The organism is Escherichia sp. MOD1-EC6162 (assembly GCF_002965125.1).
Taxonomy (GTDB): Bacteria; Pseudomonadota; Gammaproteobacteria; order Enterobacterales; family Enterobacteriaceae; genus Escherichia; species Escherichia marmotae.
The window spans coordinates 313,619-328,522 of the sequence record NZ_PTSB01000001.1 but is presented as its reverse complement, the minus strand read 5'-3'; the positions used below and the strand labels follow the sequence as shown (position 1 = coordinate 328,522).

Annotated in this window: 14 protein-coding genes; 5 read left to right on the top strand and 9 right to left on the bottom strand. The window is 48.9% G+C overall.

Features of this window, described 5'->3' with window-relative positions; translation table 11 throughout:
- Positions 1-22: 22 nt before the first annotated feature.
- The 3 genes from A9587_RS01570 to A9587_RS01560 form a co-directional block, all read right to left on the bottom strand.
- Entirely contained in the window at positions 23-565 is a 543-nt protein-coding gene (locus A9587_RS01570) for a DUF5384 family protein (RefSeq protein ID WP_000755156.1), read from the bottom strand.
- 15 nt (positions 566-580) lie between these two features.
- Positions 581-1,099, bottom strand: a complete 519-nt coding sequence (locus A9587_RS01565) for a glycine zipper 2TM domain-containing protein (protein WP_010378956.1) — start codon at positions 1,097-1,099, stop codon at positions 581-583.
- A 310-nt stretch (positions 1,100-1,409) separates the two neighbouring features.
- On the bottom strand, positions 1,410-1,601 hold the full coding sequence (locus tag A9587_RS01560; RefSeq protein WP_000076002.1) for a YfgG family protein: 192 nt from the start codon (positions 1,599-1,601) through the stop codon (positions 1,410-1,412).
- A 17-nt stretch (positions 1,602-1,618) separates the two neighbouring features.
- Between A9587_RS01560 and A9587_RS24710 the strand changes: the two genes are divergently transcribed.
- A complete protein-coding gene (locus A9587_RS24710; RefSeq protein WP_000019728.1) occupies positions 1,619-1,771 on the top strand; it encodes a hypothetical protein in 153 nt (50 codons plus the stop codon).
- 180 nt (positions 1,772-1,951) lie between these two features.
- Positions 1,952-4,195, top strand: a complete 2,244-nt coding sequence (locus tag A9587_RS01550; RefSeq protein WP_105263379.1) for a bifunctional diguanylate cyclase/phosphodiesterase — start codon at positions 1,952-1,954, stop codon at positions 4,193-4,195.
- 44 nt (positions 4,196-4,239) lie between these two features.
- Here the strand turns inward: A9587_RS01550 and ppx are convergent, their stop codons facing one another.
- From ppx to purM, 4 genes are all read right to left on the bottom strand, one after another.
- Positions 4,240-5,781 (bottom strand): exopolyphosphatase, encoded by a 1,542-nt coding sequence (ppx, locus tag A9587_RS01545; RefSeq protein WP_001121375.1) that lies wholly within the window; start codon positions 5,779-5,781, stop codon positions 4,240-4,242.
- Between the two features lie 4 nt (positions 5,782-5,785).
- On the bottom strand, positions 5,786-7,852 hold the full coding sequence (gene ppk1 / locus A9587_RS01540; RefSeq protein ID WP_001516868.1) for a polyphosphate kinase 1: 2,067 nt from the start codon (positions 7,850-7,852) through the stop codon (positions 5,786-5,788).
- 171 nt (positions 7,853-8,023) lie between these two features.
- Positions 8,024-8,662, bottom strand: coding sequence for a phosphoribosylglycinamide formyltransferase (gene purN / locus A9587_RS01535; RefSeq protein WP_001028606.1), 639 nt, complete (start codon positions 8,660-8,662; stop codon positions 8,024-8,026).
- Positions 8,662-9,699 (bottom strand): phosphoribosylformylglycinamidine cyclo-ligase, encoded by a 1,038-nt coding sequence (gene purM / locus A9587_RS01530; RefSeq protein ID WP_001516867.1) that lies wholly within the window; start codon positions 9,697-9,699, stop codon positions 8,662-8,664. Before purM ends, purN begins: the two co-directional genes overlap by 1 nt.
- 324 nt (positions 9,700-10,023) lie before the next feature.
- Here purM and upp point away from each other — a divergent pair, with 324 nt between their 5' ends.
- The 3 genes from upp (at position 10,024) to A9587_RS01515 (ending at position 12,822) form a co-directional block, all read left to right on the top strand.
- Positions 10,024-10,650 (top strand): uracil phosphoribosyltransferase, encoded by a 627-nt coding sequence (upp, locus tag A9587_RS01525; protein WP_001295473.1) that lies wholly within the window; start codon positions 10,024-10,026, stop codon positions 10,648-10,650.
- An 85-nt stretch (positions 10,651-10,735) separates the two neighbouring features.
- Complete coding sequence (gene uraA, locus A9587_RS01520) at positions 10,736-12,025, top strand: uracil permease (RefSeq protein WP_016249065.1); 1,290 nt, start codon at positions 10,736-10,738, stop codon at positions 12,023-12,025.
- A 95-nt stretch (positions 12,026-12,120) separates the two neighbouring features.
- Positions 12,121-12,822, top strand: a complete 702-nt coding sequence (locus A9587_RS01515; RefSeq protein ID WP_001307333.1) for a DnaA inactivator Hda — start codon at positions 12,121-12,123, stop codon at positions 12,820-12,822.
- Positions 12,823-12,959: 137 nt separating this feature from the next.
- Here A9587_RS01515 and arsC read toward each other — a convergent pair whose 3' ends face one another.
- Together arsC and bepA are read right to left on the bottom strand one after the other, a co-directional pair.
- Entirely contained in the window at positions 12,960-13,319 is a 360-nt protein-coding gene (gene arsC, locus A9587_RS01510) for an arsenate reductase (glutaredoxin) (protein ID WP_105263378.1), read from the bottom strand.
- A gap of 20 nt (positions 13,320-13,339) precedes the next feature.
- Positions 13,340-14,803, bottom strand: a complete 1,464-nt coding sequence (gene bepA / locus A9587_RS01505; protein WP_000489687.1) for a beta-barrel assembly-enhancing protease — start codon at positions 14,801-14,803, stop codon at positions 13,340-13,342.
- Between the last annotated feature and the right edge of the window lie 101 nt (positions 14,804-14,904).

Sequence of the window (14,904 nt, the reverse complement as noted above, 5' to 3'; positions counted from 1 at the left end):
AGGCCTGGTAGTGGAAAGACGATTAATTAAACCAACTGTCTGATTTATTCTCTTCTGCTTTACCCACGCTTTTCATCAAATCACGACCACCTTCAGTCATATTCCTGTTAGCGTCAGCTTCAGATTGTACAACATCGGTTTGCGCTGCTTTGTGTTTCAGTTCCTGATCGATAAATTCGTTCTCACGCTTAACGCGCGCTTCTTCTTTTGCCAGCGCCAGTTTTTGCTTCTGAATCTCTAAGTTGCGCAGCTCATCTTCATAACTTTGATCGCGCTTTTTATCCGCAGTGAATTCGGCGTCCCGTTTATCCTGGCGAGCTTTTTTATCCGCTGCTGCTGCTGCCGCTCTTTTATTCGCTGCGGCCTGAGCGTTTGCGCGCCGTTGCTTCTCTTGCTGGATTTCCCTGTTGCGCTCCGCAACCCATTCGTCATGCTGCCTTTGTTCTTCATTTTTGCCTTGCTGTTCAGCTTCTGCGACCGCAGAGAGTTGATCCTGTAATGAAGAGGCGAAAGCCGGGCTACTAACAGCAGCTAATATGGCGGCGCAAAGAAAAACTTTCTTCATGAGTCCTCCTGATAGTTAGCTCTTTTCAGGACATTTTGTATTTGGCTGAATACGCGTTTCGTTATAAGTGGTGGTAATAACAACGGCTAAACCCGTTGTGAACTGGCATTCTTTACCCACCTGGGTGGAGGTGTACACTTTGGTGCCTTCCTTATAAGTTAAAGAGACACCTTCCACTAAGGTTTTATCATTCACCATAGTACCCGCTGCCGCGCCTACAGCTCCGCCACCAACTGCACCAGCCGTTGTTCCGGAGTTACTACCAGATCCAACGTTATGGCCGATAACGCCGCCTGCGACAGCGCCAATAAGTGCGCCAAAGGCTTGCGCATTCCGTTTATTTTGTGAGTTATCTACGGCAACTTTTGCGGGAAGAATGGAGATAATATTAACGGTTTTAGTTTCTTGCTTTGTATTCAGTTGATCGGTTTGATAGACATCGGCGGCATGGTCGTCAGCATTTGACTGGCATCCTGCCAGGGTGAATGACGCTAAAATTGCCACAGGCAGAAAACATTTTTTAAATTTCATCACTATTCCTTGTTGTACACATTACGAAAAATAAGACATTTAAGATCATCAAAAGAAGAAAGTAAATGTATTGCGGATAAAGGAATAGATTTAATTTATTAAAATTCACCAGAATAATAAATTAATAAAAAATATAATTGAAATATATATATTAATTTAATGTTTATTCCGTCCTTAGGCAAGATGATCGTCAGTCAGGGCAAAGAGGCGAGATTTAAGGTGAAAGAATGCTTGCCGCTTTGATAACAACAAAGAGCAACAGCATCTGACAACATTGAGCCGTCTTGTTCAGGAAGGATGACGAAGGTAACCGCTAACGTTGTACCGATGATTCGATAGAGAGTGTGGATTGTTGAGCTTCTTTTTTGCTCTGATGATGCTGCCAGGCACTGACGGACGAGTAGATAAAGCGGCCAAAGAAGAAGATAAAGCTAATGAGTAGTACGATACGGGTCATACGACTGTTAAATCGGTGTCGTTTTCGCATACTGGTTGCCTGACTCACAAAAGGTTCCTTGAAGTATGTCCCACTCAGGAGACGGTACTTACATTAAGGCACATCAGGAAAAAATGGTCAATTCTTCGTTATGTAAAAAAGCGTCAGTGGATACATATTTTAATGTTATGGAAATTAATTTAATTATTTACAGTGCTGATGTAATAATGATGAATTAACATAATAAACGTAATAATTCATTAATCAGGGTTATTTTGTTTGATATATATCAATTGGAACTTTCATATGACACTTAGAATCAATGTCCTCTATAGCGATGAGTAATCATCTTTCGAAGTCAGGTGGGATGCCTGTCTGAATACACCCCTTCAGGATGTGGGGGATTCTGCTGAGCATCTATGAAACTGAATGCAACTTATATAAAAATACGTGATAAATGGTGGGGGCTTCCGCTGATCCTGCCTTCTTTAATTTTACCTGTTTTCGCACAAATAAATACTTTCGCGCATATTTCCTCTGGTGAAGTATTTCTCTTTTATCTGCCCCTGGCTCTGATGATCAGCATGATGATGTTTTTTGGCTGGGCAGCATTACCGGGTATAGCATTAGGCATTTTTGTTCGTAAGTATGCGGAGCTTGGCCTTTACGAAACGCTTTCGTTAACGGCTAATTTTATTATCATTATTATTATTTGTTGGGGCGGTTACAGGGTCTTTACTCCCCGGCGTAACAACGTTTCACATGGCGATACCCGCTTAATTTCCCAGCGAATTTTTTGGCAGATTTTTTTTCCTGCAACGTTGTTCCTGGTGCTTTTCCAGTTTGCGGCGTTTGTAGGATTACTGGCGAGCAAAGAAAATCTGGTAGGCGTCATGCCTTTTAACCTTGGAACCTTAATCAATTATCAGGCCCTGCTGGTCGGTAATCTTATCGGTGTCCCGCTGTGCTATTTCATCATTCGGGTGGTGCGAAATCCACTTTATTTACGTAGCTATTATTCGCAGTTAAAACAGCAGGTTGACAGAAAAGTGACCAAAAAAGAATTTGCGATCTGGTTACTGGCTTTAGGTACGTTGCTGTTGCTGTTATGTATGCCGTTAAATGAAAAAAGCACAATTTTTAGCACCAACTATACGTTATCGTTATTGTTGCCGCTGATGATGTGGGGAGCAATGCGCTACGGCTATAAGTTTATATCGCTGCTCTGGGCGGTAGTGCTGATGATCAGTATTCACAGCTATCAGAATTACATTCCCCTTTATCCAGGATATACCACGCAACTGACCATAACTTCCTCCAGTTATTTAGTTTTTTCTTTTATTGTCAATTATATGGCTGTACTGGCAACCCGTCAGCGAGCGGTGGTCAGACGCATTCAACGGCTTGCCTATGTGGACCCGGTTGTTCATCTGCCAAATATTCGCGCCCTGAACCGTGCGCTGCGCGATGCACCCTGGTCCGTGCTATGTTATTTACGCATCCCAGGCATGGAAATGCTGGTAAAGAACTATGGCATCATGCTACGCATTCAATATAAACAAAAAATTTCACACTGGCTGACATCATTGTTGGAGCCGGGCGAATCTGTTTATCAGCTTTCCGGCAACGACCTTGCGTTACGATTGAATACAGAATCACACCAGGAGCGCATTACCGCGCTGGATAACCATCTGAAGCAGTTTCGTTTCTTTTGGGATGGAATACCGTTACAACCTCAGATTGGCGTTAGTTATTGCTATGTCCGCTCACCGGTTAATCATATATACCTGCTGCTCGGGGAGTTAAATACGGTTGCCGAACTTTCCATCGTGACCAATACCCCGGAAAATATGCAACGTCGTGGGGCAATGTATTTACAACGGGAATTAAAAGACAAAGTGGCGATGATGAATCGGCTACAGCAGGCGCTTGAGCATAACCAGTTTTGCCTGATGGCCCAGCCGATTACTGGGGTGCGTGGTGATGTCTATCATGAAATTCTGCTGCGCATGAAAGGAGAGAACGATGAACTCATCAATCCTGACAATTTCTTACCGGTTGCGCATGAATTTGGCTTATCGTCCAGCATCGACATGTGGGTCATCGAACATACACTGCAATTTATGGCGGAAAATAGAGAAAAAATGCCTGCCCGCCGATTTGCTATTAACCTGTCGCCAACTTCCGTTTGTCAGGCGCATTTTCCTTTGAACGTCAGTCATTTTTTAGCTAAATATCAAATAGAAGCGTGGCAGCTTATTTTTGAGGTAACAGAAAGTAATATCCTGACCAATGTTAAACAGGCACAGAATACGTTGCAGCATCTTCAGGAGTTAGGATGCCAAATTGCAATTGATGATTTTGGCACCGGCTATGCCAGTTATGCGCGGCTAAAAAATGTGAATGCCAATTTATTAAAAATTGATGGCAGCTTCATACGCAATATTGTCTCGAATAGTCTGGATTACCAGATAGTGGCGTCAATTTGTCATCTGGCGCGAATGAAGAAAATGCAAGTGGTTGCGGAATATGTTGAAAATGAAGAGATTCGCCAGGCGGTTCATTCTTTGGGTATTGATTACCTGCAAGGCTTTTTGATTGGTGAACCGCAACTGTTAGTGGATATGCTGGATGAAAGAGAACCTGTCCGGGAAAGCGCGTAATTTATTGGGGCCGACATAACATGTTGGCCCGTTTTCATTTCATCTTAAGCCGCGATTTCAGGCGTGCTTTCTTCTTCAATTTTTAACCGCCAGCCAGCCACGCCTTCCCAGTATTCTTGCTCTTTTTCCAGATCAAGCAGAACCAGCGCGTTCTGGCTAAACCAGTCATGCGGAAAACGCAGAGTCCAGTGGCTGTCATCGGTAATCAGCGTTAATGTCGGTGGGGTAGTGGTTGCCTGACGTTGGTTGTTTAGCAATACGCCAAGGCGCAATAGCTGGATTAAGGGCAGAAACTGCTTCTTCTTAAACAGCGTAAAGCGCGGCAGATCGTCGAGCTTAATCGCTTTACGGTGATAGCGTACCAGCGTCGCCATCATCAATTGTTGTTCCTGATTAAAACCCGGTAAGTCGCTGTTTTGCAGGATATAGGCCGAATGGCGATGCAATCCGCTATGGTTGATATTTAACCCGACCTCATGCAGCATGGCGGCCCAGCGTAGCAAGGCTTCCAGTTGCGGATGCGCCAGCTTCGGTTGTTGTTCCCGCCACTGTTCGTACATCTGCATGGTGGTTTCCAGCACCCGCCGTGCCTGTTCACTGTCAATGTGATACTGGTTGGCGAGGCTGCTGGCGGTACGACTACGTACATCCTGATGGCGAAAACGGCCTTCCATTTCATAAAGTACGCCTTCGCGTAGCGCACCGTCAGAAAGCCGCAGTTCACGGATAGCTAAGGCATCAAACACACCGCATAAAATTGCCAGTCCAGGGACAAATACGGTTTTCCGTTCTTCGGAAAGGCCCGGTAAACTAAGCGATGCAAAATTACGATGGCGTAAAACTTCTTTCACCAGTTTTTCGAGACGTTCCGGGGTAATAATCCCGTCTTTCTCGCCCATTTCCATCAACACTTCATGGGCGGCTTTAATGGTGCCGGAAGCGCCCATTGCCACGTTCCAGCCCTGAATCCGGAATTGCCAGGTTAAGGTTTCCAGTTTTTGCGCCGCTGCCATGCGTGCGCGCTGAAAATTCTCTTTATTGATGACGCCACCCTGGAAATAAAGCTGGGCAAAGCTGACGCAACCCATTCGGCGGCTTTCCACGAGAATGGGTTCAAAATTTTCGCCAATCACCAGTTCCGTTGAGCCGCCGCCAATATCAATAACCAGCTTGCGGCCTTTTTCCGGTTGGGTATGCTCCACGCCCATAAAAATCAGACGTGCTTCTTCATTACCGGAGATAATTTCAATCGGGTAGGGGATAACCTTTTCTGCTCGCTTCAGAAAGTCAGTGGCATTCAGCGCCTGACGTAGCGTATGGGTCCCAACAATACAGACGCTGGAAGGAGAAAATCCTTGCAGGCGTTCGGCAAACAGCGACAGGCAGTTTAAGCCGCGCGTCATTGCTTCTTCACTCAACATATTATCTGGCCCCAGACCGTCCGCCAGATGCACACGCTGTTTCAGGCGACCAATAATCTGCATTGCGCCATCCACCACACGGGCAATGACCATGTGGAAACTGTTTGAACCAAGGTCGACCGCAGCAAACTCCTGTGGACGAGGGGATTTGTCGTGTATTGGCATAGGGTTATTCAGATTGTTCGAGTGATTTGATGTAGTCGTAAATCGCCAACTGCGCCCGTACTTTGCGGCGGTTACCGCGGGGAACGTAGCGATTACTGAGTTCTTTATCGATATAACGCGCTTTGACTGTATCGCTGAACAGAATTTCGATGATGTCCAGTACCCGCTGCTTCAGCCGTGGGTCGAGCAGTGGCGTTGCCACTTCAATACGATAATCAATATTGCGTGTCATCCAGTCGGCGGAGGACAGGTAAACCTTTTTATCGCCGCCATTTTCAAAAATATAAACCCGGTCATGTTCCAGGTAACGATCGACAATGCTGATAGCACGGATGTTATCGCTAATGCCTTCCAGATTAGGGATCAGTGAACACATCCCGCGCACCAGCAGATTCACCGGCACGCCGGAGCTGGAGGCCGCATACAGACGATCAACCAGACCTTTATCGACCAGGTTATTCAATTTCAGGGTAATACCGCTGGGTAGCCCTTGTTGAGCGTTGGCGATCTCGCGGTCTACCATTTCATACAGCAGGCGACGAGAGTTTTGCGGTGACACCATTAAATAATCGAATGTCACGGGACGGTATGGATTTTCAATAAAATTGAACACTCGCCGTACTTCGTTGGTGATACGCGCATCGGCAGTCAGCAGCGAGTAGTCGGTATAAAGGCGCGCCGTTTTTTCGTTAAAGTTCCCGGTTCCGATATGCGCATAACGCACAACTTCGCCGTTTTCTTTACGCGAAATCAGGAATAATTTGGCGTGAATCTTCAGCCCCGGGGCAGAGAAGATCACATGTACTCCCGCTTCGGTAAGCCGCTTCGCCCAATGAATGTTAGCTTCTTCGTCGAAACGTGCCTGTAACTCAACCACCACGGTGACTTTCTTACCGTTGTGCGCGGCGTGGATCATCGAGTCGATGATGCGCGAATCTTTCGCCACGCGGTAAATGTTAATTTTAATCGCCAGTACGCTTGGGTCGAACGAGGCCTGGCGTAGCAGTTCCAGCACGTGCTCAAAAGTGTGATAAGGATAATAGAGCAGCACATCGTGTTCGCGAATGGCGTCAAAACCGTTGCGGAACTGGGCTTTATCAAACCATATATGACGTAAACGCGGCAGTGGTTTGTTCACCAGATTGGCTTTGCCGACATTGGGGAAATTAATAAAGTCTTTAAAATTGTGATAACGGCCGCCGGGTACGATGGAGTCGTAGCGGGAGATGGTCAGTTTCTCACGCAACACTTCAACCAGCGCACTGGGCATATCGCGTTGATAAACAAAACGTACCGGTTCTGCGGTTAAGCGCTGCTTCAGGCTGGAAGACATCAACTCCATCAGGCTGGCTTCCATCTCGTGCACTAAATCGTATTCGGCATCGCGGGTCATCTTCATCGAATAGGCATTCAGCGCGTCGTAATCAAAGAAGCCTTTGAAAATATCATCAAGGCAGTAACGCAGAATGTTATCCAACAGAATCATTGGCTTGCGTCGACGCGGTGCTTCCGGCGGTAAATTTACAAAGCGCGGCACTTTATCTGATGGGATCTCCAGCAGCGCGTAACGGATGGTATCGCCACGGATAATTTCCACTGCCAGATAGGTGTAATCATCTTTCAGGAACTGCACTAAATCAGTGTCAGCATTGATTAAAATCGGCGTAATGTGCTGACGCAGATACTGCTTAAAGTAATGACGCAGCCAGTTTTGTTGATTGACGGAGAGCTGGCGTTCATTAATCAGGAAGATCTGGTTACGCGCCATCTCCAGCAGCAGTTCGTTGTAGAGACCGTCGAATTCCTGATCGGCTTTCAGCACGCGGGACTGAATTTTGCCCAGTAAATGGCGGGAATGAGAGTTAGAACCTTGTTCTTCGCTAATAATGATGCGTCGCTTCAGTTCAGCGAAGCGGACTTTATAGAACTCATCAAGGTTATTGGAATAGATCCCAAGGAAACGCATCCTTTCAATCAGCGGGTTAGATTTGTCCGCCGCTTCCTGAAGCACGCGTTCATTGAACGATAACCAACTGAGCTCTTTTTCGATGTATAGCTTTTCCTGACCCATTACCACTTTTACTCCGTTTTATTCACGGGACACTGCCTGGATATTATGGCGAGCAATATTGGCAGATGTCCAACTATGCCAGAAAAGGGGGAAAAAAACTGCTGGAGCTTGCGATTTACAAGGGAATTGAAAAGCGCCAACGGTAGAGCTGACGCTTTAACTACGGGGGCATTACTCGTCGGCGGCGTAACCCTGCGGCGGCAGGCGTTGACCATCCAGCCACGCGGCGTTTTCGTGCATCTTCAGACGCCCATCGGCAAACCAGCTAATTACCAGTGGGTAAATAGCGTGTTCCTGGGTTTGCACGCGGGCGATGATTTCATCTTCCGTATCACCTGCAAATACCGGGACTTTTGCCTGTAAAACAACCGGTCCGCCGTCCAGTTCATCGGTGACGAAATGCACCGATGTGCCGTGTTCCTCATCACCATTTTCCAGCGCCTGGCGATGGGTATGCAAACCGGGATATTTTGGTAGTAGGGAAGGGTGGATGTTCAACAAACGCCCGGTGTAGTGAGAAACAAACGTCGGGCTGAGAATGCGCATAAAACCGGCCAGCACGACCACGTCGGGTGCGTACATGTCGATTTCGTGAATCAACTCCCGGTCATAGGCTTCACGACTGTCAAACGCGCTGGCGATGAGCGTATGTGTTGCAATACCGGCTTTGCGGGCGCGTTCAAGGCCGAACGCGTCGGCCTTATTGCTGAAAACTGCCCGTAGGGTGCCTTTAATTTTGTTGGTTTTGCAGGCGTCAATAATTGCCTGCAAATTACTTCCGTTGCCGGAAATAAGCACCACAATATTCATTATTCGATAACCACGCGTTGTTCGGAATCAGAGGCTTTGATGATACCGATTTTCCACGCGTTTTCACCGTTGTCATTGAGCAGGGCGAGAGCTTTGTCCACTTCCGGAGCCGGCAGGGCGATAATCATCCCGACGCCGCAGTTGAAGGTGCGATACATTTCATGGCGGCTGACATTGCCTGCCGTTTGCAGCCAGTTGAATACTTCCGGCCATTGCCAGGAGGATTCATCAATCACTGCCTGGGTATTTTCCGGCAATACGCGCGGAATATTTTCCCAAAAGCCGCCACCGGTCAGATGCGCAATGGCGTGCACATCCACTTTTTCGATCAACTCCAGTACCGATTTCACATAAATACGGGTTGGGGCCAGCAGATGATCGGCTAATGGTTTGCCGTCGAGTTCAGTGGTTTGCGGATCGCAGCCACTGACTTCAAGAATTTTGCGTACCAGCGAATAGCCGTTCGAGTGCGGGCCGCTGGAGCCGAGAGCAATCAGCACATCGCCGTCGCTGACTTTCGAACCGTCGATGATTTCTGATTTTTCTACCACCCCAACACAGAAACCAGCTACGTCATAATCTTCGCCGTGATACATCCCCGGCATCTCTGCCGTTTCGCCACCCACTAGCGAGCAGCCCGATTGCAGACACCCTTCCGCGATGCCGCTGATCACCGATGAGGCAGTATCAACATCCAGTTTTCCGGTTGCGTAATAGTCGAGGAAAAACAGCGGTTCAGCGCCTTGCACCACCAGGTCGTTAACGCACATGGCGACCAGATCGATACCGATAGTGTCGTGACGTTTTAAGTCCATCGCCAGACGCAGCTTGGTGCCTACGCCGTCAGTGCCGGAAACCAACACGGGTTCGCGATATTTTTGCGGCAGCGCACACAACGCACCGAAGCCGCCCAGACCGCCCATCACTTCCGGGCGACGCGTTTTCTTCACTACGCCTTTGATTCTTCCAACCAGAGCATTACCCGCGTCAATATCAACACCGGCATCTTTGTAGCTAAGAGAGGTTTTATCGGTCACTGCTTGGGTCCCCACGCGTTACTTGCGGTAGAAAAATAAAATTCGGCGCAATTCTAACAGGGAAAGCAAACGTTTGCGAGACTGCTTTACACAACCTTTTTTACCCCCTTTTTGCTGAGCGAGAGGTGAAAAAATGCGCGAGCAGAGGCAACGAATGATTTATTGCCAGGATAATTATCTTTTTTAACTATTTGAATATTAAATGTATTTATCTAAATTTTCTATGGGTTTGACTAAAATCAACGAAAATAATATTGCCGCCTTGAAGAAAGGCGGTATAATCCGTCGATTTTTTTTGTGGCTGCCCCTCAAAGGAGAAAGAGTATGAAGATCGTGGAAGTCAAACACCCACTCGTCAAACACAAGCTGGGACTGATGCGTGAGCAAGATATCAGCACCAAGCGCTTTCGCGAACTCGCTTCCGAAGTGGGTAGCCTGCTGACTTACGAAGCGACCGCTGACCTCGAAACTGAAAAAGTAACCATCGAAGGCTGGAACGGCCCGGTGGAAATCGACCAAATTAAAGGTAAAAAAATTACCGTAGTGCCGATTCTGCGTGCCGGTCTGGGGATGATGGACGGCGTTCTGGAAAACGTTCCGAGTGCGCGTATCAGCGTAGTCGGTATGTACCGTAATGAAGAAACACTGGAGCCGGTGCCGTACTTCCAGAAACTGGTGTCTAACATCGATGAGCGTATGGCGCTGATCGTTGACCCAATGCTGGCAACCGGTGGTTCAGTTATCGCCACCATTGACCTACTGAAAAAAGCAGGTTGCAGCAGCATTAAAGTGTTGGTGCTGGTGGCAGCTCCAGAAGGCATCGCTGCGCTGGAAAAAGCGCACCCGGACGTTGAGCTTTATACCGCATCGATTGACCAGGGGCTGAATGAGCACGGATACATTATTCCGGGTCTCGGTGATGCCGGTGACAAAATCTTTGGTACAAAATAAAGAATAAAAATAATTAAAGCCGACTTTAAGAGTCGGCTTTTTTTTGAGTAAAGCGCCTATAACACATAATACAGAGGAATATACTATGACGCGCCGTGCTATCGGGGTGAGTGAAAGACCGCCACTTTTACAGACAATCCCGCTTAGTTTGCAACATTTGTTCGCCATGTTTGGTGCAACCGTCCTGGTGCCCGTCTTATTTCATATTAACCCGGCGACCGTACTGTTATTTAACGGTATCGGAACGCTACTGTATCTCTTCATCTGTAAAGGTAAAATCCCGGCTTATCTCGGCTCCAGCTTTGCCTTTATTTCTCCAGTATTGTTACTGTTGCCGTTGGGTTATGAAGTCGCGTTGGGCGGCTTTATTATGTGCGGCGTGCTGTTCTGCCTGGTTTCTTTTATTGTGAAGAAAGCGGGAACCGGCTGGCTGGACGTCCTGTTTCCGCCCGCAGCAATGGGCGCGATCGTTGCCGTCATCGGTCTGGAGCTGGCAGGCGTAGCTGCCGGTATGGCTGGCTTACTCCCGGCTGAAGGGCAAACGCCAGATTCCAAAACCGTCATCATTTCTATTACCACCCTGGCAGTCACGGTTTTAGGTTCCGTGCTGTTCCGTGGTTTCCTGGCGATTATCCCGATTTTGATTGGCGTGCTGGTGGGTTATGCGCTCTCCTTTGCGATGGGGATCGTCGATACCACGCCGATTATTAACGCTCACTGGTTTGCACTGCCAACCCTTTATACACCGCGCTTCGAGTGGTTTGCTATTCTGACTATTCTGCCAGCGGCGCTGGTGGTGATTGCCGAACACGTGGGGCATCTGGTCGTAACGGCTAACATTGTGAAGAAAGATCTGCTGCGCGATCCGGGCCTGCATCGTTCGATGTTCGCTAACGGTCTGTCGACCGTGATCTCCGGTTTCTTTGGTTCCACACCAAACACCACCTACGGGGAAAACATCGGTGTTATGGCGATCACCCGCGTATACAGTACATGGGTAATCGGCGGCGCGGCGATTTTCGCCATCCTGCTTTCCTGCGTTGGTAAACTGGCTGCCGCTATCCAGATGATCCCTCTGCCGGTGATGGGCGGCGTTTCACTGCTGCTTTACGGCGTGATTGGTGCTTCTGGTATTCGTGTGCTGATTGAATCGAAAGTGGATTACAACAAAGCTCAGAACCTGATCCTGACTTCTGTTATTTTGATCATCGGCGTCAGTGGCGCGAAGGTAAACATCGGCGCGGCGGAGCTGAAAGGCATGGCGCTGGCGACTATCGTCGGTATCGGCTTAAGCCTGATCTTCAAACTGATTAGCGTGCTGCGCCCTGAAGAAGTGGTGCTGGACGCAGAAGACGCGGATATAACAGATAAATAATGTACAGACCGGGCAGTGTTGCTGCCCGGTTCAAACATAATGGAATTCTGTGGTAAACTTCTCGCGATTTTGTGGAATCCCTGGTTGAGGTATCTCTGAACACACCGGCACAGCTCTCTTTGCCACTTTATCTTCCTGACGACGAAACCTTTGCAAGTTTCTGGCCGGGGGATAACTCCTCTCTACTGGCCGCGCTGCAAAATGTGCTGCGTCAGGAACATAGCGGTTACATTTATCTCTGGGCACGCGAAGGCGCGGGGCGCAGCCATCTGCTGCACGCGGCTTGCGCGGAATTGTCGCAGCGTGGCGATGCGGTGGGTTATGTCCCGCTGGATAAACGCACCTGGTTTGTCCCGGAAGTGCTCGACGGTATGGAGCATTTGTCGCTGGTCTGCATCGACAATATTGAGTGTATTGCTGGCGATGAGTTGTGGGAGATGGCGATTTTCGATCTCTACAATCGGATTCTGGAGTCGGGCAAAACGCGGTTGTTGATCACCGGCGATCGCCCTCCGCGCCAGTTGAATCTGGGATTACCTGATCTCGCGTCTCGTCTCGACTGGGGGCAGATCTACAAATTGCAGCCGCTTTCTGATGAAGATAAGTTGCAGGCGCTACAGTTACGTGCTCGTTTGCGTGGTTTTGAACTGCCGGAAGATGTGGGACGTTTCTTGCTGAAGCGACTCGACAGAGAGATGCGCACGCTATTTATGACGTTGGATCAGTTGGATCGCGCGTCTATTACCGCGCAACGTAAGTTGACCATTCCGTTTGTGAAAGAGATTTTGAAGCTGTAAACGGGACGTTTATTGTCGGATGCGGCGCGAGCGCCTTATCCGACCTACTCGAATCAAGTTCATTGTATTTGTAGGCCGGATAAGACTCGTCAAGCGTCGCATCCGGCAATATGCCTTAGCTACCGAAGGGGTACATCTTAACCCACGATTTCCAGCACCTGCTCCGGCGGACGACCAATGCGCGCTTTGCCATTCGCGACCACAATCGGGCGTTCCATCAGCTTCGGATTCTCCGCCATCGCCTGAATCAGCGCCTCTTCGCTAAGCGAACTGTCAGCCAGATTCAGCTCTTTATAAAGATCCTCTTTCTGGCGCATTAATTCACGGGCGCTGTTCATCCCCAGCATGTTCAGTAAATCACGCAGCGTTGCCGCATCAGCGGGGGTTTCAAGGTAGAGCACTACTTCAGGCTCTACGCCGTTTTCTTTCAGCAAGTTCAGCGTTTCACGGCTCTTTGAACAGCGCGGGTTATGGTAGATTTTTACCTGTTTGGTCATTGTTCTTCCTTTAATGCGAATTACATCTTGGTATAAGGCTTAAAGCGTTCCTGCAACTGGCGCAACTGGTCAATACGCGCATCATAGCGGGCCTGTTGCAGACTGCCTAATTTCACCTGCGAACTGGCGCTACTCAATAAGGAAATGGCCTGATCGAGTCGCCCGGCGAGCGCATAACCTTCTGCTCGCGCAGCCAGTTCCTGATCGCGGTTATTTAGCGCGGCCTCCGCCTGTGCCAGTAAATCCCAGCCATTAATGTCATCTTTATTATTAAAGGTGTAGCGATTCAGAATATTGGCCGCTTCCTGTGGTTGACCACCTTGCAAATAAGCATTCGCCAGGTTGAGCTGCAACACCGGATTGGTGCGTAAATCTCGAGCATTTTTCAGCCGATTGATCGCGTCATTGGCTTTGTTTTGCCCAAGGTCGATATCGGTTGCCAGATCGAGAAACCATGCATTCGTTGGTTCTGCCGTCAGTAATGGCTGAAGCGTTTTCCGCGCCTCGTCGTATTTATTGGCTTCCATCGCCTGCAAAGCACGACCATACTGCGCCGCGCGCTGCTGGCGAACGTTACCTTTCGCCCATTCATCCAGTAAATCGCTGGTGAGCTGGTTACGCCCGGAATTGTACATCCCCAGTGTGCGAGCTTTCGCCAGATAGAAATCTTCTGACGATTGCACCACCATCGGGCGCATCTGATTAGCACGGTTACGGGCATCTGCCAGACGGCTTTCCGGTAACGGGTGCGTCAGCAAAATTTCTGGCGGACGCGAAGAGTAGCGCGCCTGATCGAGCAATTTTTCGAGGAAAGTCGGCATCGCCTGCGGATCGAACCCCGAGCGTTGCAGCACCTGGATACCAATACGGTCTGCTTCCTGTTCGTTTTGCTGAGTGAAACTGATCATCCCCTGGCGTGTTCCCGCCAGCGTACCGGTCAGCGCCGCCATCCCCGCCTGCGGGCTGGCCATCGCCAGTAAAATAGAACCTAGCGCGCCAACCCAGGTCAGTGGTGCGCTACGCTGCTGATCTTCCATCGCTCGCGCCAGGTGACGTTGGGTGACGTGGGAGATTTCGTGCGCCATAACCGAAGCCAACTGGCTTTCGTTATCGGAATAACGGAACAGGGCAGAGTGCAGCACCACGTTGCCGCCAAAGAAAGCAAAGGCGTTAATTTCGTCGTTATTGATCAGAAAGAAATGGAACGGCGTCTTCACTGAGTTGGCATGTGAAACCAGGCGCATCCCCAACGAATTAATATATTGTGTTAACAGTGGGTCATTAATTAATGGTGCGCTGCCGCGTAGCTGGCGAACGTAATAGTCGCCCATCTGCATTTCCTGACCAATGGAAAGCGTGCTTCCCGCGGAGGTTCCCATATCCGGCAAGGTGTCTGTGCTGTCGGCAAACGCCGGGGCTACCTGACCGATGGTCATGGCAGCAATGAGGGTAGCAACCAGGTTTTTTTTCAACTGCCTGAACATAACCTCTGTCCTGTATTTCTGGAGATAGTCATTTGACCGATACTGTGAAATATCGTTCCCACCGCACTGCCTTTGAGTGTAACGACGAAGATTAGCCCACT